The sequence below is a fragment of the Paraburkholderia fungorum genome (assembly GCF_046026025.1).
Lineage (GTDB): Bacteria > Pseudomonadota > Gammaproteobacteria > Burkholderiales > Burkholderiaceae > Paraburkholderia > Paraburkholderia fungorum_E.
Window position 1 is genome coordinate 55,013 of the sequence record NZ_JAQQFL010000016.1, and the last position, 25,836, is coordinate 80,848.

Below are 25,836 nucleotides of genomic sequence, written 5' to 3' on the forward strand. Positions count from 1 at the left end.
AACCAGGACCCGGATCGCACGACATGAGCACGTCCCTCAATACCCTGATCGCCAAACTGAACCCGACCTGCAGGCAGGCGGCTTTGCTCGCGGCGAACAACTGCCTCGCGCGTGGTCACTACGAGGTCGATCTCGAGCATCTGTTGCTGGCGCTGCTGGAGGAGCCGGCGAGCGACGTCACGCTGGCGCTGCGCGCGAGCAGGGTCGATGCACATGCTTTGCGCGCGGATATCGAGCGCGAATTGCAACGCCTGAAGACCGGCAATACGCGTACGCCGGTATTCTCGAAGCATCTGATCGATCTGCTCGAACAGGCGTGGTTGATCGCGTCGCTCGATTCGCGGATTGGCAGGATTCGCTCGGGGCATTTGCTGCTCGCGTTGCTGACGGCGCCGGACCTCGCGCAGTTTGCCGAGCGAATGTCGCCGCTGCTGCGCGACGTGCGGGTGACGGATCTGAAGCACAAGTTCGACGAATTGACCGCGGGGTCGCGGGAAGCCGAACGGAGTAATGCCTCGGACAACGAAGCAGACGGCGCGAGCGATGCAGTGGCTGCCGACGCGGTAGCCGGTGCGCCTTCCAGAACGCCCGCGCTGGATACCTACACCAGCAATCTCACGCAGCGTGCACGCGAAGGCAAGATCGATCCGGTGATCGGCCGCGAAGGCGAAATTCGCCAGACGATCGATATTCTGATGCGTCGCCGGCAGAACAATCCGATCATGACGGGCGAGGCGGGTGTGGGTAAAACGGCCGTGGTGGAAGGTCTCGCGCTGCGCATTGCGGCGGATGACGTTCCCGCGCCGCTGAAGGGCGTCGCGCTGCACGTACTCGATATGGGCTTGTTGCAAGCCGGGGCGAGCGTCAAAGGCGAGTTCGAGAACCGCCTGAAGAATGTGATCGACGAGGTGAAGAAGAGCCCGCATCCGATCATTCTGTTTATCGACGAAGCACATACGATCATCGGCGCCGGTGGCCAGGCCGGGCAGAACGACGCAGCGAATCTGTTGAAGCCGGCTCTCGCGCGCGGAGAATTGCGCACCATCGCGGCGACCACGTGGAGCGAATACAAGAAATACTTCGAGAAGGATGCGGCGCTTGCGCGACGCTTCCAGGTCGTAAAGATCGAAGAGCCTGGCGAGACGCTCGCAGCGGCGATGTTGCGCGGCATGGCCGCGCTGATGGAAAAGCATTTCAACGTTCGCGTGCTGGACGACGCGATCACCGAAGCGGTGCGTCTGTCGCATCGCTACATCAGCGGGCGTCAACTGCCGGACAAGGCGATCAGCGTGCTCGACACCGCTTGCGCGAAAGTCGCGCTCGCGCATAGTTCGACGCCCGCCGCGATCGACGACACGAAGAAACGGCTTGAACGTATCGACGCTGAAATTTCCGCACTGGAGCGCGAAGTGGCGAGCGGTGCGCTGCATGACGAGCGACTCGCTGCGCTGCGCGAGCTGCGCGAAGAAGACGTGAAAGACCTCGCGGAAGATGAAGCACGTTACGACAAGGAACGCGCCCTGGTGACGGAGATCGTCGGCTTGCGCGCTGAAATCGACGCCGCGCGTGTGAGCAGCGCGGACGCCGGGCAAGCCGACAAGGCGCAGCAGGCACGCGAAACGCTGGCCACGCGTGTGGCGGAGTTGCACGCGCTACAGGGTGGCCAGCCGATGGTCCCATTGCAGGTCGATGGCCACGTGGTCGCCGAAATCGTCGCGTCATGGACCGGCATTCCACTCGGGCGCATGATCAAGGACGAAATCCAGACCGTGCTGAATCTGCAGCCGCTACTGGCGGCTCGCGTGATCGGCCAGGACCACGCACTCGATGCGATCGCGCAACGCGTACGCACCGCGAGTGCGAGTCTCGAAGATCCGAACAAACCGCGTGGCGTGTTCATGTTCGTCGGACCGTCGGGTGTCGGCAAGACCGAAACCGCGCTGGCGCTTGCCGACGTACTGTATGGCGGCGAACGCAAGATGGTCACGATCAACATGAGCGAGTACCAGGAAGCGCACAGCGTATCGGGCCTGAAGGGCTCGCCGCCGGGCTACGTCGGTTACGGCGAGGGCGGTGTGCTGACGGAAGCCGTGCGTCGCAATCCGTATTCGGTGGTGCTGCTCGACGAAGTAGAAAAGGCCCATCCCGACGTGCTGGAAATGTTCTTTCAGGTGTTCGACAAGGGCACGATGGACGACGCCGAAGGGCGCGAGATCGATTTCCGCAACACGCTGATCATTCTGACCTCGAACGTCGGCTCGCAGGCGGTCATGCAGGCATGCCTGAACAAGAGCGCCGAAGAACTGCCGGATGCGGACGAACTTGCTGAGACGCTGCGACCCCAACTGTACAAGGCGTTCAAACCGGCATTCCTTGGCCGCATGAAAGTGGTGCCGTACTACCCGATCACCGACGACGTGCTCGCGGAAATCATCGACTTGAAGCTGGAGCGGATTCGCCGTCGCATCGAATCGAATCACAAGGCGGTGTTCGAGTGGGACGAATCGCTTGTTGAGGCTGTGCTGGCGCGCTGCACCGAAGTGGATTCCGGTGCGCGCAATGTCGATCACATTCTGAACGGCACGCTATTGCCCGAAGTGGCGCAGCAGGTGCTCGAGCGTATTGCCAACGGCGCCGCGATCGAACGCATCGCGGTACGCGCGAGTGAAGCGGGCGAATTCGAATACACAGTTGTGTGAGCGGGCATGCCCCGCCTGCTTGCCAATCTGTTTTAATGCCGTACCGGAACCTTATTGCTTTCTGTCATGCCGACTAATCTGAACACGCTGCTGGCTCCGCTCAGCGAAACCTCCCCTTGCGGCGAAGACCTGCTGTTTTCAGCGGATTTCGACGCGATCCAGCATGCACGCCGTTTTGAAGACCCGTCGCTGGATCAGGGCGAATGGGTCACGGATATCAAGGAAGCGGACTGGCCGTTCGTAGTCGAACGCTCGGGCAGCCTGCTGCAAACGCAGACAAAGGACTTGCGCCTCGCGGTCTGGCTTACCGAAGCGCTTGCGATCGAAGAGGGCGTGACCGGTCTCACGCAAGGCTATGCGCTGCTCACGGGTCTGTGCGAAAAGTACTGGGATCACGTGCATCCGCTGCCGGAAGGCGACGATACCGAGTACCGCCTCGGCAACGTCGCCTGGCTGGTCGGCCGCACGGGCGATCTGCTGCGGGCGACGCCGCTCACGTCCTCGCAAGGCAACTCGTATAGCACGATCGATTGGGACGTGGCCACGCATGTCGCGCAGGCGGTCAAGCGCGATCCGGATCACGCCGACGATATCGCGCGCGGCAAGCCTTCCATCGAGCAGATCGAGGCGTCGAAACGCGCCACGCCGGTGGCGTTCTATGCAACGCTGCTGGCGGATCTGAAAGCATTCGAAGCCGCGATGCTCGCACTCGAACAGGAGCTGGACCGGCGTGCGGCCGATTCGGCGCCCAGTTTCCGTCAGGCGAAAGATGCCTATGAGAGCGTCTACCGGTTGGCGGAACGCTTCGCACGCGAACTGGGTGTCAGCGCTGACGCAGCACCGCCGAAAGCGCCGAAGCCGGAAGAGCACGAGCGCGCCGAGCCTACTTTCAAGACTTCACCGCAACGCGAGGAACCCGTGTTGACGACCAGCCCGACCATCCAGACCAGTTCGATCGCGGGCATCCAGAGCCGCGCGCAAGCCGTCGCGCAGTTGCGTGCCGTGGCGAAATTCTTTCGCAGCACTGAGCCGCACAATCCGGCTGCCTACCTCGCCGACAAGGCGGCGGAATGCGCGGATATGCCGTTGCATCAGTGGCTCTCCTCGGTGGTGAAAGACGATGGGTCGCTCGCGCATATTCGCGAGTTGCTGGGCGTGAAGCCCGAGGAAAACAGCTAGAACTTCGCTCGTACAAGTAGAAAAGCCTGGCATCGAAAATCGCTGCCAGGCTCTTTTTAACGACACGCTCGCGCTCAGGCAAACAACAACTCAAGACCCCGCGCGAAACTCAATGCGCCGGTTACGCGCGCGCCCGTCATTCGTATCGTTGGTCGCAATCGGCTGATCCGGACCGACCCCGGTGGTCGTCATCTGTTCGGGCGCGATGCCCTTAGCGACCAGATAACCTTTCACCGCGTCCGCGCGCGCCTGACTCAGTGCGATATTCGAGGTGCGATTGCCCGAGTTGTCGGTGTGTCCGATGATCGCCACCGTCTTTGTCTGCATCTTCGAGAGGACCGCCGCCATCTGATCGAGAATCGCGCGGCCTTGTGGCGTGAGCGTCGCGCTGCCTGTCTCGAACTCGATCGTGCGATTCGCCAAAGTCTGATCGAGCAAGCCTTGTTCCGATGCGCTCACACGCAGGCCGTTCCTGATCGTGTAGGTCGGATTCAGTGCATTCGCCATATCGCTGGCGAGCTGCTGGCGTTGCGATTCGTTGCGGACTTCGCCTTTCACGTCGATCTGCGTGCCGTCGATCTTCAGTTGGCCTTTGCTGATCTGTTTCAACTGCGGGCCGATCAGCTTTTGCACATTGGCTGACCAGTTCGGCGGAGTTGCCACGTCGGCGACTTCGATCTGATCGACCACGTTGGCCGCGCCGTAGGTGTCGCGCAGTCGCGCGAGCACCGCGGCCTTGGTGGCTTCATCGGGCACTTTGCCGCCTGCCACGACCTGGCCTGGCATGGCATTGGCGGGCGGCGGCGACGCGCTGATCGCGCCGGTGCCGGCACCGGTGGTGCCGCTGGCGAGTCCGGCCGTATTGACCGCCGGACCGGCGTTGCCCGGTTGTGCCGGCGCAGGCGCGGGCAAAATCGTTGTGTGAATCGCAATACCGCTGTTGTCGACCGGCGTGACGCGTGCCGGGCCGTCGTTGTCGGCATGGGCGAACGCGCTGATGAGAAGGCCCGCCAGAAGCGAGGCTATACGCATGGGTTGGCTCGACATCGCGTCACGCTCCCGTGAAGGCTTCGCGGAACGTGTCGATGCTGACACGCAACGACAGTTGCGGTTGGTCGAGATAGCTGACGAGCTTGCTGATGCCATGGTCGTTTTGTGCGTGTTCGTCGATCCACTCGGGATCGTCGATATCGATGTTATGTGCCGCGTACGCCTGCGGATCGACCACGCTATGCAGCGTTTTGGCCGAGGCGCCGTTGAAGCCGATGATGAGCCGTTCGCGCTCGGCAATCGTGCCGATAAAAATCGCCAGTTCAAAATCCGCCTGCGAGACGAACGGTGCGATCAGTTCGAGCCAGAACGCAGCGACGAGCGAGCGATAGAACGGATCGTTCGGCAGCGGCAGTGTCAGCCCGCGTTCGAGATGCGATGAACCGCTTTGCATGACCGGACGCAGCAGCGAACCCAGCGCCAGCATGGCGCCGCGCAGACGCACCGGATGGCCGCTCGCCAGCAGCATCTGTTCGAGACCGGAGAGTGTCTGATGCTCGACGAAGTCGTTGAAGGTGCCGTCGTGTGGATTGCCCGGACCACCGCTGATTTCGATCGGCACCTGCGTTTCGCCGAGCGCCTGCAGCGCACCGGCCGGCTCGCTCACGCCGAGCAGCGGCTTCATCTGCGAGGCGATGCGCGACCACAGCCGTGCAAAGGCCAGCGGACTGTGCGCCAGAAACGTCAGCGGTTTTTCAACTTCCAGCGCGGTGGCGGCAAGAAACGGAAAGCGCCGCGACGATTGATCCTGGCTTGCCACCATATGCCCGGCAATCGCCAGCTTGCTGCGCGAGCCGAGGAACGCGAAGTGCATCGGCTTGGCGTTTTCGTAGACGATTTTCCAGCGCGGATCGTCGGTGAGCAACTCCATGGCCTCGGCGATCCAGCGGTCGAGCGTGGCCAGCAGTTGCGGGTTATGCGCGCTTTTGACGAAGTCGCCGCGCGACGGAATCTTGCCGAAGTAGGCGATTTGCGCCTGCACGGTTTGCGTCATTGCGCACCCCCTGTGTTCGAAACCGCGGCGGCGGCCGTAGCCGGCCGTGTCGCGGGCGTTGCCGGCGCGACGCCAGGCGCTCCGGTGGTTCCTGTTGTTCCCATTGTTCCGGCCGGTGCTGGCCCGCCCGCGGCCGTCGCATTGATCGAATTCGCCGCCGCGCTCACGTCCGCCACCGAGGAAGGCAGCCGCAAACCGCGCAGGCTTTGCTGTTGCGGCGCGTCGCTGCTGGCGCTGCCCGACGCCTGCGACGTGCTGATGATGCGCATGCTGACCGCCACCGTGACATTGCCTTGCGTCCACGACAGATCGAAGGTGCCGTCCGGACGGCGCTTACGCTGCGCCGAGTTGATCAGCTTCTCCAGACCGTAGCGGCCCGGCTCGTTGACCAGTTGCAGCGTGCGGCCGTCGAAGGTCGTGGCATTCAGCGTCGCGCCAGGCGAGCCCGACGGATTCGGCCACACGAAGTTGGTCCACTGCGGCGGCGTATTGCGGTAACGCATCTGCTGGCCGTCGATTGCGAGCGTGTATTCGGTGGTTCCGCTGCTCGGCTGCGGCAGGATCTGGAACACGGTCTGCGGTTCGGCCGAGCTTTGACCCGACGAGGCCGCCGCACCGCCGGCAAGCGGCGCCACCCAGCGCGCGAAGCCGCTGGTGAAGTCGGGCGTCAGCGCGAGGCCCATATCGCCCCATGTGCGCGAGCTCAGCGTATCGCCGCGGCGCACCGCAAGTGGCCCGAGCGTGGTGCCGACGAACTTGGCGATCGCGCCGTCCGGCCCGAACACCTGGGCGATTTCACCGGCGCCGGCTTCGACCTTCGCATCGCCGGCAAACGGATACTTGTTCGCCAGCGATCCCTGGAAGGTCTGATAGACCTGGGCGTTCCACACCTTGTTGACTTCGACGCTGGCCGGCTGGATCACCACGGCATACGCCGCCATCAGTGGACGCACCAGCAGCGGACGCAGTGCCTTACGTTGCGAATCGGTGAGGCCCGTCAGCATCTGCTCGTCGACGTACTTCAACGAATCGGCCAACTCGGAGCCGCTGCCGTCGAGCGTCTGCTGCATCAACTGACGCGCGCCCGGTCCCGGATCGCCCTGGTTCTTGATCACGTTAAAGCGCGTACGGACCTTCGAGAGCGTGTCCATATAGCCCTTCAGCATCGAGCCGTTGTCGCCGGAGACGACGATGCGGCCCAGCGCCGAGAATTCCTGGCCGATCGGCCCCATCGGCACTTCGACCGGGTTGCCGTTGATGTCGATGTTGGCGTTCAACTGGCCGGTCGGCGCACGCGAGAACCAGTTCTTGAACCAGCTGGTCATGCCGGTTTGCGCGCGCTTCAGGTTCGCGTTGAAGAGCGACGGGTTGTCCCACGACGTCTGGTCGTAGGCGGTTTCGAGGACCTTGCGGATCGGCGAATCCTGCGGGTCGCCAAGACGGTTCATCGCATCCACGGCTTGACTGAAGCTGCCGAAGTTCTGCACGGCAATGCCTTGCATGAACTTCTGCCAGTGCATGGCGTACTCCGTTTTGTACATCGCCACGAGCGCTTTCTGGATCTGCTCGGGGCTGCCCTCCAGCGTCAGGTCGTCATGCGCGGACGTGTTGAGCACCCAGTCCTTGGCCTGCAATTCCTTCGTGGCGGCGTCGCGGATCGCGGGCTGCACGTACTGGAACCACGCTTCACGCGTGAAGGTGCCGGGGATCGCGTAGCTGCCCGCCACCAGCGCCGTGTTGTTTTCGCCGACAATGCGCGCGATTGTCATCGGCGCGAAACGGGTCGATGCACGGGCCTTGATTTCCTCGTAGACGCGCTGACGGGCCGGCATGCCGCGCACTACGCGGCGCAGGTTTTCACGGGTCTGATCGACGAGACCGAGGTTCTGGTCGATCATCGGCCAGTCGTTGTCGGATACGCGCGACAGATAGAAGGTGATCATGCGCTCGGCGCTGCGGATCATCTCGTCGCGGGGCATGTTGCCGCGATTCGTTTCGAGCCAGCCGCGCCAGAAGCGGGCGACCTGATCGGTCAGGTGGGCGGTTTCCACGTGACGCTTGTCGCTGAGCATCAGGTAGGTCTTGAGCGCGTTATACGCGTCTTCGACGTTGGTCGGCGACGCGTCGCTATACAGGCCGCCCTGGCTGTTCGCCGCCATCGCCGTATGCGCGGACACCGGAATCGCGGCCGCATCCGGCGTACGGTTCAGTGGCGCGAGCTGATCGGGGTGCGCGTTGACGTCCTTCAGGAACGAGGCGAGATTCTGCGAGACCGGGTCGAGCAGGATCTGGCGCACGCCGTTGTAGTACTCGGTCAGCAAGTGCTGCTCGAGGCGGTCGCCCTGATACAGCCCGAGCGACACCGCCAGCGGCTTGTCGCGGCGGAATTGCTCGAGCTGGTCGATGCGGTCTTCCAGAATATCCATGGCCTGCAAACGCGATTGCAGGTCGTTACGGTTCTGCTGCAGGCGCACCACGTTGTCGAGGTCGGCCTTGACGTTGTCGGCGAGCTGCTGATTGCCGATCGTCGACCACGTCCAGCCACCGAGCGCCAGCGCGAGCACCGCGACGAAGCCGAAGAACGTCGCATAGCGCATGCGCGTCTTGGCGGGGCTGGCAAACTGCCTGACGGTCTGCCGGTCGGCGAAGATCACCTTGGAGAACAGATCGCGCAGGAAGAAGCCGTTCTTCGAGAACGCGCTGTGCGGCTTGGGCAGGCTGTCCGCGGAGAGGCCGAAGCGGTTCGCGATGCGCGTGGCGGCGGCGCTGTTGGTTTCGCCTTCCTGCAACGCGCTCGTGAAGTAGAAGCCGCGGAAAATCGGCTTGTGCTGGAACGGGTTGGTTTCGAACAGCGTGGCGAGGAACGCGCGCAATGCGGGCTTGATCGTCGAGAATTCGAGCGGGAAGCTCAACTGACCCGGCGAAAGCTTGTTGCCGCGGTTGATCGACATCTGCGCCACGCTGATTTCTTTCAGGCCGTCGTAGAGCTCTTCGAAGTGTTCGTCGAAGAGGCCCACCACGTCGCGCTTTTCGTCCGGCTCGTAGGGCAGGGTGGCGCCCCACACGCGGTCGTATTCGTGACGGTCGCTGCCGCTGAAGAATTCGGTGAAGCCGGTGATCAGGTCGGCCTTGGTGAACATCACATACACCGGCGCGAACACTTCGAGCTTCTCGGTCAACTCCTGCACGCGCTGGCGCAGATTCTTCGCGAGATTGATCGCGAACTCCGGCTTGCTGCTGGTCAGTTCAGCGATGCTCGCCGTGACGATGATGCCGTTGATCGGCGCCTTCGGCCGGAAACGCTTGAGCAGGCCGAGAAAGCCGAGCCATTCGGTGCGGTCTTCTTCGTGCACGGAATAGCGGCCGGCGGTATCGAGCAGAATGCCTTCGGTCGTGAAGAACCAGTCGCAATTCCGCGTGCCGCCGATGCCGTGAATCACTGCGTTGTTCTTGTCGGCGAAAGGAAATTGCAGGCCGGAATTCAGCACGGCGCTACTTTTGCCCGCAGCCGGGTTGCCGATCACGATGTACCAGGGCATTTCATACAGCGCGGAGCCGCCAGACATCTGGCCGATCTTCGAGGTCTTGATCGTTTTGACTGCGTCCACGAGGCGCGTGCGCAACACGTCGAGTTCGGCCTGGCGAGCGGGCGTCGGCGCAGGGCCGGTTTCGGTCTGCTTCTCGGCCTGTTGCTCGAGCATTTCGCCGAGCTTGTTATTCGCGCGCCGCGCGCGCAGGCGACGCACCACCCAGACCAGCAGCCACAGCGCGATCACCGCGGCGAGCACGATGGCAGGCCACATCAGGTCGATCTGCAAGGTGTCGGCGCCGATGAATAAAACAGCAGCGAGCGCTAGCAAGCCGATGATCGAGAGCGTGCGTGTATGGGTCAACACGTTAAGAATGCGTCGCATAAGCCGTTCAGGTCTTGGTGATGTGTGTTGTGGCGCGTGTGTGGCAAACAACATGACGCGAGCGCGGACAAAGTCTGTCCACGTCGCGTTTGAAACAAAACGAAAGCATATTCAGACGAAGATGAATGCGGCCGGATTGTTAAATCCGCCATGGAGTGTTCCGCCGATGACACCTGGACGAATGCCGTTATGCATGCGGCATTGCCGATTTTTACCGGAAAAATTGATTGAATACCCCATTGCAACCTCTTTATTACCTGCTTCGCTTTAATGACCGCGCCCCAGGACGAAGCCGGGTTTGTGATATTCAACGTGCCCGAGATCCATCATTTTCCAGCGGCCACCCCACGTCAAGCCGACCTGTTCGGCCGTCTGTCCGTATAACTGATAGCCTCGCATGGCCCAAGGATCTTTTTCTGAAATGACGAGCTTGCCGTCACGCAAAAACGCGTTGTCCGCGGCAAGGCCGTATTGGTGATAGCTCTGAAATGCTGCGGCATTCGTGACGTTGCCCCCCATTTGCGCCAGGCGGTTTTGCCGCTCCGGGCTGCGATAACCTTCCAGCAATGCCATTTCGTACCCGTACTGCTCGTGCATGATTTTGTAAACGAGCAATAAACGCGTTCTGAAATCGGCGTCGAGCAAATTCCAGTCGCGGCTCGCGTCTTTCAGCGCAGGCCGAATCTGCTCCACTTCCTGCGTTGCAAATACCTCAGGCGGCAGCGGCGGCGGGGGCACAAGCTGTTCGCCATTCAATAACGCGGCAATTTTCTCATCCGGTACTCGTGCAGTGTCATCGAATTGGAATAATTGCCGGCCGCGTAAAGCCAATGCCACCAATGGCGGCGTCGCAAGAATACCCGTGGTGGTAAAAATCAGCAAGCGCCGCTTTGCCAGTAATTTTTGCATATCGACTGCAGTCGATTGCGAAATTTTTGCCGAACGCGCTAATTGAGTTCGAGCCCGCGATGCACCTTGCGATGCTCCGCGCATCATGCGGCCATGAATGGCGAGCGCAGCGCCTAATAAAGAGGCGCGTACCGCCGGCAATAGCAGCATTGCGGCGATCACAACGGCGATGGCGAAATAGGCGAGAAGTACTACGGCAATCAAAGTCGACCCCGGAAATTGGAAACAATTGTATTTTGTAATGCTTGCTCTTAGAATCAGGCCTGCTCGGAGAGGAGCCGGAACGGTATTATCACGGCGAAATAATCCAGGATTCAATGAGACAGTGAATGAGTGCGCCGGAAAATTCGAATTCCAAAGCCCCACCTAGCCTGTTATCCGATAAGGCTAAGGGCGCCGATGGCAATGGTTCGCGAATTCTTGCGAACCTGGAAGGCCGCGTCGCGCCGCCTACCGATAAACCACGCCGATCGAAAACGCCGCTCGTGCTGGTCGCGTTGCTGGTGATCGCGGCTGGTGGCTGGGGCGCGTGGCACATGCAGCAGCGTGTGAAGTCGGAGTCGTTGGCGTCGGTCACGCCCGCTAATGCTGAGAAAGCTGCCGTGCCGGCGTCCGCCGCCAGCGGTGCGCCGCAGGTCACGGCGAAAGCGGAAGCGGCGTCTTCGCAAGCGGCTACGATTGTCGCCGACGACAGCGACAGCAAGACGCCGGCGGCATCCGCGAGTGCGCCCGCAAGTGGTGATGAGAGCCGCTTGTCGCGTGCGCTCGCCGATGGTGCGGAGCCGAGCAATGCGTCTGCACCGCTTGCATCCGCAACCGCGGCGTCAGCGGTCGCGGTGCCGGTGGCGAAGCATGGCAAGAGCGCTACGGCCGTCGCCAGCAATGCGAAACACGACACGGCGGCCCACAGCAAGAAGGAAAGCACGAGCGCAAGCAATCATCACGCGAGCGCGCCCACCGCCGTCGCTCAAGCGAAGAAACCGCGTACTGCCGGCAATGCGTCGAAAGATGATTCGGATGCCGATCTATTGGCTGCACTCGTGGCGCGCACCAAGCCGGCCGATGCAAAAGCGTCCGACGATAAAACGGCTACCAAGGTCAGTGCATCGGCTACGCCTGGGAACGCCAAGCTGGCCGAGCGCGTGAAAGAATGCGGACAACGCGGCTTCTTCGAAGACCAGTTGTGCCGCTGGCGCGTGTGCGACGGACATTGGGGTAAAGACCCCGCTTGTCCGGGGGCCGCACCGCAGGCACGTCAGCCGTAAATCCACGCAATGTGCGTCCTGGTGACGCACTATCCCGTTAAACGCGACGCCGGGTTGATTTGAGTCAATTCGGCGTCGTGTCCTGTCTTGCGGTGGCGCATAGAATCTTTGAATGCGCTCCGTCTCCTCCTGGCCTCTCGCCACCAAACTCGCTGCTCTTGTCGCTACGTTGCTTACGCTGGCGTTGGCGTCGATTGGCCTGACACTCTGGATTACCTGGCAACTCGACGGCGGTGCAGCCGCGATCAACGAGGCTGGGCGCATGCGGATGCAAACCTACCGCGTCGCGCTGATGCTGCGCGACGCCCCGTCCCAGATCGGCACGCTCGCGAGCCAGTTCGATGAAAGTCTCACGTTGCTGGAGAAGGGTGATCCAGTACGTCCGCTGTTCGTTCCGTGGAATGGCGAGGCGCGCCAGCGCTTTGCTCAGGTGCAAGCGCAATGGCAGGCGTTGCGCCCGGTCTGGACCGGGGCAAATCCGCCTACCGCTGACGAGTTCGAACAGCAAGCCAGGCAATTTGTATTGCTGATCGATTCGTTCGACAGTTCAATCGAAGCACAGCTCGCGCGCTGGACGTCGATCCTCAATGCCGTGCAACTCGCACTGCTCGTGCTGGCGATCGGCAGTGCGCTGGCGTTGCTGTACGTCGGCCATTTGAGCGTGCTTGCTCCCGTTCTCAGGTTGACCGGCGGTCTCGCGCGAATCGAGCGCGGAGACTTCGACACGCGCGTCGAAGTTGCGACGCAGGATGAATTCGGTGAGCTGTCCACGGGCTTCAACCGGATGGCGCAGAACCTGCAACAGTTCTACGCCGGTCTGGAACAGAAAGTCAGCGATAAGACCGCCAGCCTCGAGACGGAGCGCGCGCGTCTTGCCGCGCTCTATGAAGTGAGTGCATTTCTTGCGAACGCCAACACGCTGGATGCGCTTGCGCAGGGTTTTGCGCAACGCATTCGTCGTATTGCCGCGGCGGACTCGGCGGCGATCCGCTGGTCGGGCGAGGCCAATGAACGCTACTTGCTGCTCGCGGGCGACCGTCTGCCGCGCTTCATGGCGGAAGACGAACAATGCCTCACGTCGCGCAGTTGCCTGTGCGGTCATCCGCAGAGCGTGCCTGGCGCACGGGTGATCCCGATCCTTGCCTCCGGTCCCGGCGCGGCGACGCTTGGTCACTGCGCGCGCGCAGGCTACGCGACGCTCGTGTCGGTGCCGGTGATTCTGCATCAGCGCACGCTCGGCGAGATCGACCTGTTTTTTAGCGAGGCGATTCAGTTGTCCACTCAGGATCGTGATCTGCTCGATACACTCGCGAGCCACCTGGCAGGCGCTATGGAGAATTTGCGCGTGAGTGCGCTGGAGCGGGAAACCGCGGTGTCCGATGAACGCGCCTTGCTTGCGAGCGAACTGCACGATTCGATTGCGCAGTCGCTGGCGTTTCTGAAAATACAGGTGCAGCTATTGCGTGATGCGCTGCCGGCTCCTGCTGATTCGGCTGTGGCGCGTATTGTCGAGGAGCTGGAGGCAGGCGTGCGCGAAAGCACCGGCGACGTGCGGGAATTGCTGATGCATTTCCGCACGCGCGGCAACACCGAGGATATTGAACCTGCGCTGCGCACCACGCTGCGCAAGTTCGAGCACCAGACCGGGCTGGCCACGAACATCCTCATCGAAGGCCATGGACTTCCGCTCGACGCGGATGTGCAGGTGCAGGTATTGCATGTATTGCAGGAGGCGTTGTCGAACGTTCGCAAACATGCGCGCGCGCGTGAGGTCTGGCTGGAAGTGCGGCAGAGTCCGGTGTGGAGTTTTGAAGTTCGCGACGACGGCGAGGGTTTCGATGCACAGCAACACGCGCCCGGCGAGACACACGTCGGAATGCGCATCATGCGCGAACGCGCGGCGCGTATCGGTGCGACGGTCGTGGTCGACTCCGTAGCCGGTGCGGGAACGTGTGTCACGTTGACGTTGGCGTCGACGCCCTCCCAGCGCGGTGCACCGGAAGCGGTTCAGGAACAACGGGCTGAGGCTGCCGCGGCATCGGCATCAGTTCAGAAGAGGTAGCACATGAAGATTCCAATTCGTTTGTTGGTGGTCGATGACCATACGTTGTTCCGGCGCGGGCTGATCGCGCTGCTGCGTGAAGACGCACGATTCCAGGTGGTTGGTGAAGCGGGCGATGCCGGCGAGGCGCAACGGCGTGCCGGTGAACTGCAGCCCGATCTGATCCTGCTGGACAACCATCTGCCCGGCGTAAGCGGGATCGACGCGCTCAAGGATTTGCATGAGGCCGCGCCACAGGCTCGGGTGTTGATGCTGACCGTGAGCGAGGACGAACGCGATCTGGGTACAGCGCTGCGCTGTGGCGCCCAGGGGTACCTGCTGAAGACCGTCGATGCGGACACGCTCGCCGAGTCGATCATGCGAACCATGCGCGACGAGGCGGTGGTGAGTCCCGAGATGACGGGCAAACTGGTGTCGGCCTACCGGGCTGCGGCCGCGAAAAACCTGTCGACGGGCATGAGAGTCGTGCCCGAGGTCATGGCGGTGCCGCCGGTCGTTGTCGATGCATCTCAGGCGCAGCTTGCGCCGGATGTCGCGCTATCGGCCCGGGAGCAGGAAATCCTTGCGCATATCGCTCGCGGCGCGAGCAACAAGGAGATCGCCCGTGCGCTGGCGATTGCGGAGACCACGGTCAAGATCCATGTGCAGCATATTTTGCGCAAGCTTAAGTTGGGGTCGAGGGTACAGGCCGCTGTTTATGCGACGGTGAATTCGATCACCATCAGTTAGCGATCGATTGGCAATACTCCGGAAGAACTACGTCTTGCAAGTCTTCCTACTTCTTCTGCACCCAACCGGACCTCCGTCAGAAGGATACCGACCCCGCGCCTGAAACGGCAAAGTCAGAGTCATGGAAAAAGGAGTAATTCCCATGACAAAGACTGCGGTCGGCAACAGCGCCGCAACCCCACCCAAGGCCTGGTCTGTCCTGATCGCGAGCACGTTCGCGTTCACCGTGTGCTTCATGGTGTGGATGATGTTCGGCGTGATCGGCATCCCGATCCGTCAATCCCTCCATCTGAACGAAACTGAGTTTGGCATGCTGGCCGCGTTGCCGGTCCTGACCGGCTCACTCGTGCGCGTGCCGCTCGGTATCTGGACCGATCGCTTTGGTGGCCGCGTTGTCATGGCCTCCCTGATGCTCGCCACGGTGCCGGCCATCTGGCTCATGAGCTACGCCACCACCTATTGGCAATTCCTCGTGATCGGCCTGTTCGTCGGTCTGGCTGGAGGATCGTTCTCGGTTGGCACGCCGTATGTCGCTCGCTGGTTTCCGCAGGAACGCCGCGGCTTTGCGATGGGCATCTTCGGCGCCGGCAATTCCGGCGCGGCTGTCAACAAGTTCGTCGCACCCGCCATCCTCGTCGCTTTTGGCTGGGGCATGGTTGCGAAGACTTATGCCGTTGCCATGCTTGCCGCGGTCGTGTTGTTCTGGCTTTTCTCCGCCAGCGATCCTTCGCATCGCGTGCCGAATAACCAGCGTTTCGTCGATCAGATCCGGGCACTCAAGGATCCGCGCGTCCTCAAGTATTGCCAGTACTACAGCATCGTGTTCGGCGGTTATGTCGGGCTTTCTTTGTGGATGGTGCAGTACTACGTCGGCGAATATGGGCTCGACATTCGCGTCGCGGCTCTGCTTGCCGCCTGCTTTTCGCTTCCTGGCGGCGTTCTGCGCGCCGTGGGCGGCTGGCTCTCGGACCGCTATGGCGCGCATCGCGTGACGTGGTGGGTGATGTGGGTGAGCTGGATCTGCCTGTTCCTGCTCAGCTATCCGCAAACCGTTTTTACGATCGCCACGGTCGACGGTCCCAAGGTCTTCCACGTCGGCCTCAACGTGGTGTGGTTCACCGTGCTGATGTTCGTGCTCGGCATCGCTTTCGCGTTCGGCAAGGCCAGTACCTTCAAGTACATCGGCGATGAATTCCCGAACAACATCGGAGCGATTTCCGGAATTGTCGGGCTCGCCGGCGGCCTGGGCGGTTTTGCGCTGCCGATTCTGTTCGGACTGCTGGTCGATCTTACGGGTATCCGTTCGAGCGCCTTCATGCTGCTTTACGGCGTCGTGTGGGTGTCGCTGATCTGGATGTATCTCACCGAAGTCCGCCGCACCGACGTGATGACGGCAGGTGCCATCGCCACCGGCGTCGCGCGCAATCAGCCTTCAACCCAGGCTTCTTCTCAAGCAGGAACCCCATCATGAATATCTCGACAACGCGCGCGCGAGCCGGCCGCACGCTGACTCTATGGACGCCGGAAGACAAGGCTTTCTGGAAGCTGGAGGGCGAATCCGTCGCCAAACTCAATCTATGGATCTCGGTGCCCGCGCTATTCCTGGCATTCGCGATCTGGCAGGTGTGGAGCGTCGTGGCGGTTACGTTGCCGTCACTCGGTTTTCGCTATTCGACCAATCAGCTGTTCTGGCTGGCGGCGGCGCCGGCACTCTCTGGCGCGACGCTGCGTATTTTCTACTCGTTCATGGTGCCGATCTTCGGCGGGCGTCGCTGGACGGCGCTCTCCACCGCGTCCTTGCTGATTCCCGCGATCGGCATCGGCTTTGCGGTGCAGGACAACACCACGAGCTATCCGACCATGCTGTTGCTCGCGCTGTTGTGTGGTTTCGGCGGTGGCAATTTCAGTTCCAGCATGGCCAACATCAGCTTCTTCTTTCCGAAGGAGCGTAAGGGTTCGGCGCTCGGCGTGAATGGCGGGTTCGGCAACCTCGGTGTATCAGCCGTGCAATTCTTGTCGCCACTGGTCATTACGGCCGGCGTCTTCGGCATTTTCGGCGGCGAGTCTCAACTGATGACGAAGGCCGGTAACGTGTCCCAGGTGTGGATGCAGAACGCCGCGTTTATCTGGGTGCCATGGATCGCCATCTCCGCACTCGCCGCATGGTTCGGCATGAACGATCTGGCCACCGCCAAGGCGTCTTTCGCCGCGCAAGCGAGCATCTTCCGTAGTCGCCACAACTGGCTGATGTGCACGCTGTATCTCGGCACGTTCGGCTCGTTTATCGGGTACTCCGCTGGTTTTCCGCTGCTCATCAAGAGCCAGTTTCCGGGCCTCAACCCTTTGACGTATGCATGGGTCGGGCCCTTCGTCGGCGCGGTGATCCGTCCGGTAGGCGGATGGCTTGCCGACAAACTCGGCGGTGCGCGTGTCACGTTCTGGAATTTTGTCGTGATGGTGCTCGCGGTTGTGGGTGTTCTGTACTTCCTGCCGAAGACCGGTAGCGCCGCGTTCCCGTGGGGTCCACAAGCAGGCGCGTTCGGCGGCTTCTTCGCGATGTTCATGCTGTTGTTCCTGACCACCGGTGTCGGCAACGGCTCCACGTTCCGCATGATTCCGGTGATCTTCCTGAACCTGCGACTACGCGGCGTGCGGCCCAACGACCAGGAAGCGCTTGCCCATGCAAATCGCGAAGGCAACACAGAGGGCGCGGCCGCGATTGGCTTTGCCGGGGCGATCGGCGCATACGGCGGTTTCTTCATTCCGAAAAGCTACGGCAGCTCGATTCTCGCCAGCGGCGGCCCTGAACTGGCGTTGTATGGGTTTATCGCCTTTTACGTGCTGTGCGTCGGACTGACCTGGTGGTTTTACGCGCGGCGCAATGCCGGGATGCCGTGTTGAGCGCGGCGCTGGAAAGCATTAGACAAGGATTGAAATCATGAGCCATTTTCTCGACAGACTGAAATACTTCGCGCAACCGCGCGAGCGTTTCGCCAAAGGCCACGGCGTGACCACGGGGGAAGACCGCACGTGGGAAGACGCATACCGTGCGCGCTGGCAGCACGACAAGATCGTACGTTCGACACATGGCGTGAATTGCACGGGCTCATGCTCGTGGAAGATCCACGTGAAGGGCGGCATTGTCACGTGGGAAACGCAGCAGACCGACTATCCGCGCACGCGCGCCGACTTGCCGAACCATGAGCCGCGTGGTTGCGCGCGCGGCGCGAGTTATAGCTGGTATCTGTATAGCGCCAACCGCGTCAAGTATCCACTGGTGCGCGCGCGCCTGCTCAAGCATTGGCGTGCTGCGCGCGCGGTGGCGACGAGTCCGGTCGACGCGTGGGCCAGCATCGTCGAGAACGACGCGCAGCGCCGCGACTATCAAAGCCAGCGCGGCTTGGGCGGTTTTGTGCGGGCGGACTGGAACGAAGTCAACGAGATCGTCGCGGCGGCCAATGTCTATACGATCAGGAAGCATGGCCCCGACCGTGTCGTCGGCTTCTCGCCGATTCCGGCGATGTCGATGGTTAGCTATGCGGCGGGGAGCCGCTATCTGAGCCTGATCGGCGGCGTCTGCATGAGTTTCTACGACTGGTACTGCGATTTGCCGCCGTCGAGCCCGCAAGTGTGGGGCGAGCAAACGGACGTGCCGGAATCGGCGGACTGGTACAACTCGAGCTACATCATTGCGTGGGGCTCGAATGTGCCGCAAACGCGCACACCCGACGCACATTTCTTTACCGAGGTGCGTTATCGCGGCACCAAAACAGTTGCGGTGACGCCGGACTATTCGGAAGTCGCCAAGCTCGCCGATCTGTGGATGCATCCGCGTCAGGGTACCGACGCGGCGCTGGCGATGGCGATGGGTCACGTGATCCTGCGCGAGTTCTACTTCAACAAACGCAGTGTGTATTTCGACGACTACGCACGCCGGTACACCGATCTGCCGCTGCTCGTGCAACTGAAGCAGCACACGCTGCCGGATGGCCGCGAGGTGCTGGTTCCGGACCGCTATGTCCGTGCCGACGACTTCAACGGCAAACTCGGGCAGGACAACAATCCCGACTGGAAAACGGTGGCCTTCGACGAGCACGGCAAGGTCGTTTTGCCGCAAGGCTCGATCGGCTTCCGTTGGGGGCCGGACGGCCGCGCCGATGCCGGCCGCTGGAATCTCGAGGCGAAAGAAGCACGCCACGGCGACGCCGTGAAGCTCAAACTTTCAGTGCTGGAAGACAGCGCGCAGCAGCATGAAGTCGTGACGGTCGGTTTTCCGTATTTCGGCGGCATCGACACCCCGCATTTCACCGCCAGCAAGCAGGGCGATGTAATGGCGCGCTCAGTGCCCGCGGTACGCATTCCGTTGGGCAAGGCAGGTGAGGAGCGCGAGGTGCTGGTGGCCACCGTATTCGATCTGCTGGCTGCGAACTATGGCGTGGATCGCGGCTTCGGCGGCGCCGTGGACTATAACGACGACGTGCCGTACACCCCCGCATGGCAGGAAAAGATCACGGGCGTCTCGCGCGACCAGGTCATCTCCGTTGCGCGTGAATTCGCGGAGAACGCGGATAAGACGCACGGTAAGTCGATGGTGATCATCGGCGCGGCAATGAACCATTGGTATCACGCCGATATGAACTACCGCGGCGTGATCAATATGCTCATGCTGTGTGGCTGCATCGGCCAAAGCGGCGGCGGCTGGGCGCACTACGTGGGGCAGGAAAAACTGCGGCCGCAAACCGGCTGGACGGCGCTTGCATTCGCGCTCGACTGGATCCGGCCGCCGCGGCAGATGAACTCCACCAGTTTCTTCTACGCACACACGGACCAATGGCGTTACGAAAAGCTGGGCGTGGAGGAAATTCTGTCGCCGCTCGCGAATAAACAGCAATACAGCGGTTCGCTGATCGACTACAACGTGCGTGCGGAGCGCATGGGGTGGCTGCCTTCAGCACCGCAACTGCAAACCAATCCCTTGCAGGTTGCCGCCGACGCACAAGCCGCCGGACTCGACGCGAAGGACTACGTGGCGCGCACGCTGAAAGACGGCTCCCTGAAAATGAGTTGCGAGGACCCCGATCATCCGGACAACTGGCCGCGCAACATGTTCGTGTGGCGTTCAAACCTGCTGGGATCATCGGGCAAGGGCCACGAGTACTTCCTTAAGCATCTGCTCGGCACCAGCCACGGTGTGCAAGGCCGCGACCTCGGCGACGACGATGCCAGGCCGGAAGAGGTCGTCTGGCATGACAAGGCGCCCGAGGGCAAACTCGATCTGCTGGTGACGCTCGACTTCCGCATGAGCACGACGTGTCTGTATTCCGACATCGTATTGCCGACCGCGACCTGGTACGAGAAGAACGACCTGAACACGAGCGATATGCACCCGTTTATCCATCCGCTGTCGAGCGCGGTCGATCCGGCATGGCAAGCGCGCAGCGATTGGGATATCTACAAGGGCTTCGCCCAGAAGTTCAGCGAGGTCTGCGTCGGTCATCTGGGCGTCGAGAAAGAAGTGGTGCTGACGCCGCTGATGCACGACACCGCCGCCGAACTGGCTCAACCCTACGACGTGCGCGACTGGAAGCGCGGCGAATGCGAACTGATTCCGGGCAAGACCGCACCGCAAGTCAACGTGGTCGAGCGTGACTATCCGAATGTGTATCGGCGCTTCACGGCGTTGGGACCGCTGATGGACAAGGTCGGCAATGGCGGCAAGGGTATTGCGTGGAACACCCGGACCGAAGTCGGGCAACTGGCCGAATTGAACGGCACGGTGCGCGACGCCGGCGCGACGCAGGGCATGGTGAAGATCGACAGCGACATTGACGCATGCGAAGTGCTGTTGATGCTAGCGCCTGAAACCAATGGCCACGTCGCGGTGAAAGCGTGGGAGGCCTTGTCGAAAATCACCGGCCGCGAGCATGCCCATCTGGCCATGCATCGCGAGGACGAGAAAATCCGCTATCGCGACGTCCAGGCACAGCCGCGCAAGATCATTTCATCGCCTACCTGGAGTGGTCTGGAAAGCGAAAAGGTGTCGTACAACGCCGGCTATACCAACGTGCACGAGCTGATTCCATGGCGCACGCTGACGGGACGTCAGCAGTTCTATCAGGACCATCCGTGGATGCGCGACTTCGGGGAAGGCTTCGTCAGCTATCGGCCACCGGTCGATCTGAAGGCGGCTTCGCCCATGTTCGGCCGCAAGCCGAATGGCCATAAGGAAATCGCGCTGAACTTCATTACGCCGCACCAGAAGTGGGGCATTCACAGCACGTACACCGATAATCTGATCATGCTCACGCTCAATCGTGGCGGTCCGGTGATCTGGCTGAGCGAAGACGACGCGAAAGAAGCGGGTATCGAAGACAACGACTGGGTGGAGCTCTTCAACATCAACGGTGCGATTGCCGCGCGGGCGGTGGTCAGTCAGCGGGTCAATCCGGGCATGGTCATGATGTATCACGCGCAGGAAAAGATCGTGAACGTGCCGGGTTCCGAAATCACCGGCACGCGCGGCGGCATTCATAACTCGGTGACGCGCATCGTGCTCAAACCCACGCATATGATCGGCGGCTATGCGCAGCTTAGCTACGGTTTTAACTACTACGGAACCATCGGCACCAACCGCGACGAGTTCGTCCTCGTGCGCAAGATGGCGAAGGTGGATTGGCTCGACGACGAACCGGTCCGGGCAGCAAATGGAGGTCGGCAATGAAAATTCGCGCACAGATCGGCATGGTGCTCAATCTGGACAAGTGCATTGGCTGTCACACCTGTTCGGTGACGTGCAAGAACGTCTGGACCAATCGCGAAGGCGTCGAGTACGCATGGTTCAACAACGTCGAGACCAAGCCCGGCATTGGCTATCCGAAGCAGTGGGAGAACCAGGACACATGGAACGGCGGCTGGAAGCGTAACGCGGACGGCTCGATCGAGCCACGCCAGGGCAGTAAGCTGAAGGTGCTCTCACGCATCTTCGCGAATCCGAATCTGCCGCAGATCGACGACTACTACGAACCGTTCACGTTCGACTACGAACATCTGCAAGCCGCGCCGGAAAGCAAGGCGCCGCCGGTTGCACGGCCGCGCAGCCTGCTGACCGGCAAGCGGATGGAGAAGATCGAGTGGGGCCCGAACTGGGAGGAGATTCTTGGCGGCGAGTTCGAAAAACGCAGCAAGGACAAGAATTTCGACGACGTGCAGAAGGACATCTACGGTCAGTTCGAAAACACCTTCATGATGTACTTGCCGCGGCTTTGCGAGCACTGCCTGAATCCGGCCTGTGTCGCGAGTTGTCCGTCGGGCTCGATCTACAAGCGCGAGGAAGACGGCATCGTGCTAATCGATCAGGACAAGTGCCGTGGCTGGCGCATGTGCGTGTCCGGCTGTCCGTACAAGAAGATTTACTACAACTGGCAGTCCGGCAAGGCGGAAAAGTGCATCTTCTGCTATCCGCGTATCGAAAGCGGTCAGCCGACCGTGTGTTCGGAAACCTGTGTGGGCCGGATTCGCTACCTCGGCGTGTTGCTGTACGACGCGGATCGTATCGAGGAGGCGGCGTCTGTCGAACGCGAAACCGATCTGTATCAGGCACAGCTCGACGTATTCCTCGACCCGAACGATCCGAAGGTAATCGAGCAGGCGCGTGCCGACGGTGTGCCGCAAGCATGGCTCGATGCGGCGAAGCAGAGTCCCGTCTACAAGATGGCGATGGAATGGCGCGTCGCGTTGCCCTTGCATCCGGAGTACCGCACGCTGCCGATGGTGTGGTACGTGCCGCCGCTTTCGCCGATCACCGCGGCGGCGAGCGAAGGGCACATGAGCCTGAACGGCGAGATTCCGGACGTCACGCAGTTGCGTATCCCCGTTAAGTATCTGGCGAATCTGCTGACCGCCGGTGACGAGGCGCCTGTGATCAATGCGCTCGAGCGGATGCTGGCGATGCGCACGTATCAGCGTGAGAAACATGTGGACGGCCGTGAAAACGCGGCGGTACTCGCGCAAGTCGGCTTGAGTCAGCAGGAAGTGGAGGACATGTACCGCGTGATGGCACTCGCAAACTACGAGGACCGTTTCGTGGTTCCGGGCACGCACCGCGAATATGCGGAGAACCTGTACGACCTGAAGGGTGGTTGCGGCTTCTCGTTTGGCAACGGTTGCTCGGATGGTGCGAGCGAGACGAGTCTGTTCGGCGGGAAGAAACGGCGCACGATTCCGATTAAAGCAAAGGTGTGAGAGGTGGAGTGATGAATAACGAGCCCATTTATGAACCCCACAGCATGGCGGCACGCGTGCTCGCCGCATTGCTGAGCTACCCGGATGCCCAGTTGCGTGCGTTACTGCCGGAGTTGGCCGTTTCCTTGCTACGCGACACGGTGCTGTCAGCCGAGCGTCGCGAGGCGGTCTTTGCGCTGACTGCCGACTTGCAGCATAGCGATCCGCTCGAAGTGGAAGCACGTTATGTCGACACGTTCGACCGTGGCCGCCGCACATCGCTCCATCTGTTCGAGCATGTGCATGGCGATTCGCGCGATCGTGGGCCGGCCATGATCGATCTTCAGCAAACCTACGAGCAGGAGGGGCTGCTGCTCGCCCCTGGCGAGCTGCCGGACTACTTGCCGGTGGTGCTGGAGTTCGCGTCGACGCAGCCTTACGACGTCGCGCGTGAATTCCTCGCGGAAATGGCACATCTGCTGCAATCGATTCATGCCACTCTGGCGCGTCAGGATAGCCCTTATGCGGCAGCCGTTGCCGCAGCGCTCGATCTCGCGGGCGAGCCGGTGCAGCCGCCCGAAACCGTGTCGGAGGCACCCGCCGAGGCTCCGCTCGACGAGCAATGGGCCGAGCCCGTTGTTTTCGACGGCTGCTCCGTGGCAGGGCAGAACACGACGTCACGTGTGCAGCCTGTTCAGATCGTTAGGCGCGACGCCGCGTCGCCACGCCGGCCCAAGGAGGCCACTGTATGAATTACCTCGACACGCTCTTATTCGGCATCTATCCGTATATTTGCCTGGTGGTGTTCCTGGTCGGCAGTCTGCTGCGTTACGACCGCGATCAGTACACCTGGAAAAGTGATTCGTCGCAGATGCTGCGCACCGGCACGCTCCGTTGGGGCAGCAATCTGTTTCACGTCGGCGTGCTGTTTTTGATGTTCGGCCACTTCTTCGGCATGCTGACGCCGCACGTGGTCTACGAATCGTTCATCAGCGCCGGCGCGAAGCAGATCGTGGCGATGGTGTCGGGTGGTATAGCGGGCACGCTGGCGTTTATCGGCGTGACCATGCTGCTGATTCGCCGCCTCGGCGATCCACGCATCCGTGCTCATTCGAAATCCAGCGATATCGTGTTGCTCGTGCTGTTGTGGGTGCAACTGGTGTTGGGTCTTGGCACGATCCCGATGTCAGCGCAGCATCTGGACGGCAGCATGATGATGAAACTCGCCGGCTGGGCACAGCACATCGTCACCTTCCAGGGCGGAGCCGCCGCACTCATCGCTGAAGCAAGCTGGGTGTTCAAGGCTCATATGTTCCTCGGTATGACGCTGTTTCTGGTGTTTCCGTTCACGCGCCTCGTGCATATCTGGAGCGGTTTTGCATCGCTCGCGTATTTATTGCGGCCGTGGCAGGTGGTGCGCGATCGGCGTTTGAACGTACCCGCGGGGCAGAATACGCCGCAGCGGCGTTCGTGAATGTGACGTTGCGTGCCTGCTAGGAACCCGCCTCAGGCGGGATGCAGGCCACGCAACAGTTGACGGACTCGCGACAGATCCTGATCGACGTGTTCGGTCCGTTCGAACAATTCCGCGAGCCAGTCCACGAAGGCTCGTACGCGGGGCGACACCCGGCGATTCTTCACGTAGGCGACCGAGACCGGCATCGGCACGGGCTTCCATTGCGGCAGCACTTCGCGCAACCGTCCCGAGTCGAGGTAGGGTTGGGCGGCGATTCGTGCGGGTTGGATCAGGCCCAGGCCTTGCAGTCCGCAGGTGAGGTAAGCCTGCTCGTCGCTGACTTTGACGAAGCCTTTGACCTTGACGTTTTGCGCTTCGCCGTCCACTTCGAAATCGAAGTCGACCTCGCGGCCGTTATGCGGCGACATGCAATTGACGGCTGCGTGTCCGCGCAGATCGTCGAGGTCGAAGGGCGTGCCGTGGCGGGCCAGGTAGGCCGGGCTTGCGCATGTCACGTGTTCGAGCGTGCCTAGTTGCCGTGCGATCAGATTTGAATCGGGCAATTCGCCTAGCTGGATACTGCAGTCGATGGCTTCCGAGATCAGATCGACAGCACGGTTGCTGATGCCGATAGCGAGATCGAGATTCGGGTAGCGGGCATGGAAATCGTCCAGTGCCGGCAGGACGATCGCGCTCGCTACCGCGCCGGGCATTTCGATGCGCAGGCGGCCGGTCAGGTTATCCGTCGAGTGACGCAGGCTGGCCTCCATTTCGTCGATGTCGGCGAGGATTTGCGCGCAGCGCTCGTAGTAGGCTGCGCCTTCAGGGGTGATGCTCAGGCGCCGTGTCGTGCGGGTTAGGAGGGCAGTGCCTAGCAGGGCTTCCAGGTTCTGGACAATCGTTGTCGCTGTCGCGCGGGGGATGTCGAGGGATTCCGCTGCGCGGGTGAAACTGTTTGTGTCCACGATTCGGATGAATGTCCGCATTGCAGTTATTCTGTCAATCACGATTCAGACTCCTGTTGGTGTTAAGGGGTGGTTCTTTTTTTGCCTGCGCGGCGCTTGGGGTTTGTTTGTCTGTGGTTGTGGTCTTTTCCTGGTCTGGGTTTTTTGGCCTTTCCTTGTTTTGTTAGTGGTCTATTCGCGTTGCCTCTGTGCTTGCTCTGGCTTCTTTGGCCTCTCCTTGCTTTGTTAGTGGTTTATTAGCGTCGCCCCTGTGCGGGGCAGGCACCTACTTTTCTTTGCCTGCCGCAAAGAAAAGTAGGCAAAAGAAAGCGGCTCAAACCGCTAACTCTTAAGTGGGTCCCCTGGCCTGGAAGGGGTAGTGGCGCATCTGGAATCCGTGTTCTCGCACATTCCG

The 25,836-nt window shown here is 61.5% G+C and carries 16 protein-coding genes; 11 read left to right on the forward strand and 5 right to left on the reverse strand.

What is annotated here, in order from left to right:
• Positions 1-23 precede the first annotated feature (23 nt).
• Together tssH and tssA are read left to right on the forward strand one after the other, a co-directional pair.
• A complete protein-coding gene (gene tssH, locus PQR67_RS18795) occupies positions 24-2,699 on the forward strand; it encodes a type VI secretion system ATPase TssH (RefSeq protein WP_408462313.1) in 2,676 nt (891 codons plus the stop codon).
• 66 nt (positions 2,700-2,765) lie between these two features.
• On the forward strand, positions 2,766-3,878 hold the full coding sequence (gene tssA, locus PQR67_RS18800; protein ID WP_408462316.1) for a type VI secretion system protein TssA: 1,113 nt from the start codon (positions 2,766-2,768) through the stop codon (positions 3,876-3,878).
• Between the two features lie 90 nt (positions 3,879-3,968).
• Here tssA and PQR67_RS18805 read toward each other — a convergent pair whose 3' ends face one another.
• From PQR67_RS18805 to PQR67_RS18820, 4 genes are all read right to left on the reverse strand, one after another.
• A complete protein-coding gene (locus PQR67_RS18805; protein ID WP_408462319.1) occupies positions 3,969-4,910 on the reverse strand; it encodes an OmpA family protein in 942 nt (313 codons plus the stop codon).
• 19 nt (positions 4,911-4,929) lie between these two features.
• Entirely contained in the window at positions 4,930-5,922 is a 993-nt protein-coding gene (gene tagF, locus PQR67_RS18810; protein WP_408462322.1) for a type VI secretion system-associated protein TagF, read from the reverse strand.
• Entirely contained in the window at positions 5,919-9,836 is a 3,918-nt protein-coding gene (gene tssM, locus PQR67_RS18815) for a type VI secretion system membrane subunit TssM (RefSeq protein ID WP_408462325.1), read from the reverse strand. The genes tagF and tssM overlap by 4 nt, the downstream gene beginning before the upstream one ends.
• A 267-nt stretch (positions 9,837-10,103) precedes the next feature.
• Positions 10,104-10,949 carry a M15 family metallopeptidase gene (locus PQR67_RS18820; RefSeq protein WP_408462328.1) on the reverse strand — a complete coding sequence of 282 codons (846 nt, stop codon included), beginning with the start codon at positions 10,947-10,949 and terminating at the stop codon, positions 10,104-10,106.
• A 125-nt stretch (positions 10,950-11,074) separates the two neighbouring features.
• On the opposite strand from PQR67_RS18820, the gene PQR67_RS18825 reads away from it, so the two are divergent.
• From PQR67_RS18825 to narI, 9 genes are all read left to right on the forward strand, one after another.
• Positions 11,075-12,010 carry a hypothetical protein gene (locus tag PQR67_RS18825; protein ID WP_408462331.1) on the forward strand — a complete coding sequence of 312 codons (936 nt, stop codon included), beginning with the start codon at positions 11,075-11,077 and terminating at the stop codon, positions 12,008-12,010.
• A gap of 112 nt (positions 12,011-12,122) precedes the next feature.
• Positions 12,123-14,072: a type IV pili methyl-accepting chemotaxis transducer N-terminal domain-containing protein gene (locus PQR67_RS18830; protein ID WP_408462334.1), complete on the forward strand. Its 1,950-nt coding sequence runs from the start codon at positions 12,123-12,125 to the stop codon at positions 14,070-14,072.
• Between the two features lie 3 nt (positions 14,073-14,075).
• Positions 14,076-14,801 carry a response regulator gene (locus PQR67_RS18835; RefSeq protein ID WP_408462337.1) on the forward strand — a complete coding sequence of 242 codons (726 nt, stop codon included), beginning with the start codon at positions 14,076-14,078 and terminating at the stop codon, positions 14,799-14,801.
• Positions 14,802-14,943: 142 nt separating this feature from the next.
• Positions 14,944-16,272 carry an MFS transporter gene (locus tag PQR67_RS18840; protein WP_408462340.1) on the forward strand — a complete coding sequence of 443 codons (1,329 nt, stop codon included), beginning with the start codon at positions 14,944-14,946 and terminating at the stop codon, positions 16,270-16,272.
• Positions 16,269-17,702 carry a NarK family nitrate/nitrite MFS transporter gene (locus tag PQR67_RS18845; RefSeq protein ID WP_408462343.1) on the forward strand — a complete coding sequence of 478 codons (1,434 nt, stop codon included), beginning with the start codon at positions 16,269-16,271 and terminating at the stop codon, positions 17,700-17,702. Before PQR67_RS18840 ends, PQR67_RS18845 begins: the two co-directional genes overlap by 4 nt.
• Positions 17,703-17,739: 37 nt before the next feature.
• On the forward strand, positions 17,740-21,522 hold the full coding sequence (locus tag PQR67_RS18850; protein WP_408462346.1) for a nitrate reductase subunit alpha: 3,783 nt from the start codon (positions 17,740-17,742) through the stop codon (positions 21,520-21,522).
• Positions 21,519-23,042, forward strand: a complete 1,524-nt coding sequence (narH, locus tag PQR67_RS18855) for a nitrate reductase subunit beta (protein WP_408462349.1) — start codon at positions 21,519-21,521, stop codon at positions 23,040-23,042. Before PQR67_RS18850 ends, narH begins: the two co-directional genes overlap by 4 nt.
• 11 nt (positions 23,043-23,053) lie before the next feature.
• Positions 23,054-23,773, forward strand: a complete 720-nt coding sequence (narJ, locus tag PQR67_RS18860) for a nitrate reductase molybdenum cofactor assembly chaperone (RefSeq protein WP_408462352.1) — start codon at positions 23,054-23,056, stop codon at positions 23,771-23,773.
• Positions 23,770-24,495 (forward strand): respiratory nitrate reductase subunit gamma, encoded by a 726-nt coding sequence (narI, locus tag PQR67_RS18865; protein WP_408462355.1) that lies wholly within the window; start codon positions 23,770-23,772, stop codon positions 24,493-24,495. Before narJ ends, narI begins: the two co-directional genes overlap by 4 nt.
• Positions 24,496-24,527: 32 nt before the next feature.
• Here narI and PQR67_RS18870 read toward each other — a convergent pair whose 3' ends face one another.
• A complete protein-coding gene (locus tag PQR67_RS18870; protein ID WP_408462358.1) occupies positions 24,528-25,484 on the reverse strand; it encodes a LysR family transcriptional regulator in 957 nt (318 codons plus the stop codon).
• Positions 25,485-25,836 lie beyond the last annotated feature (352 nt).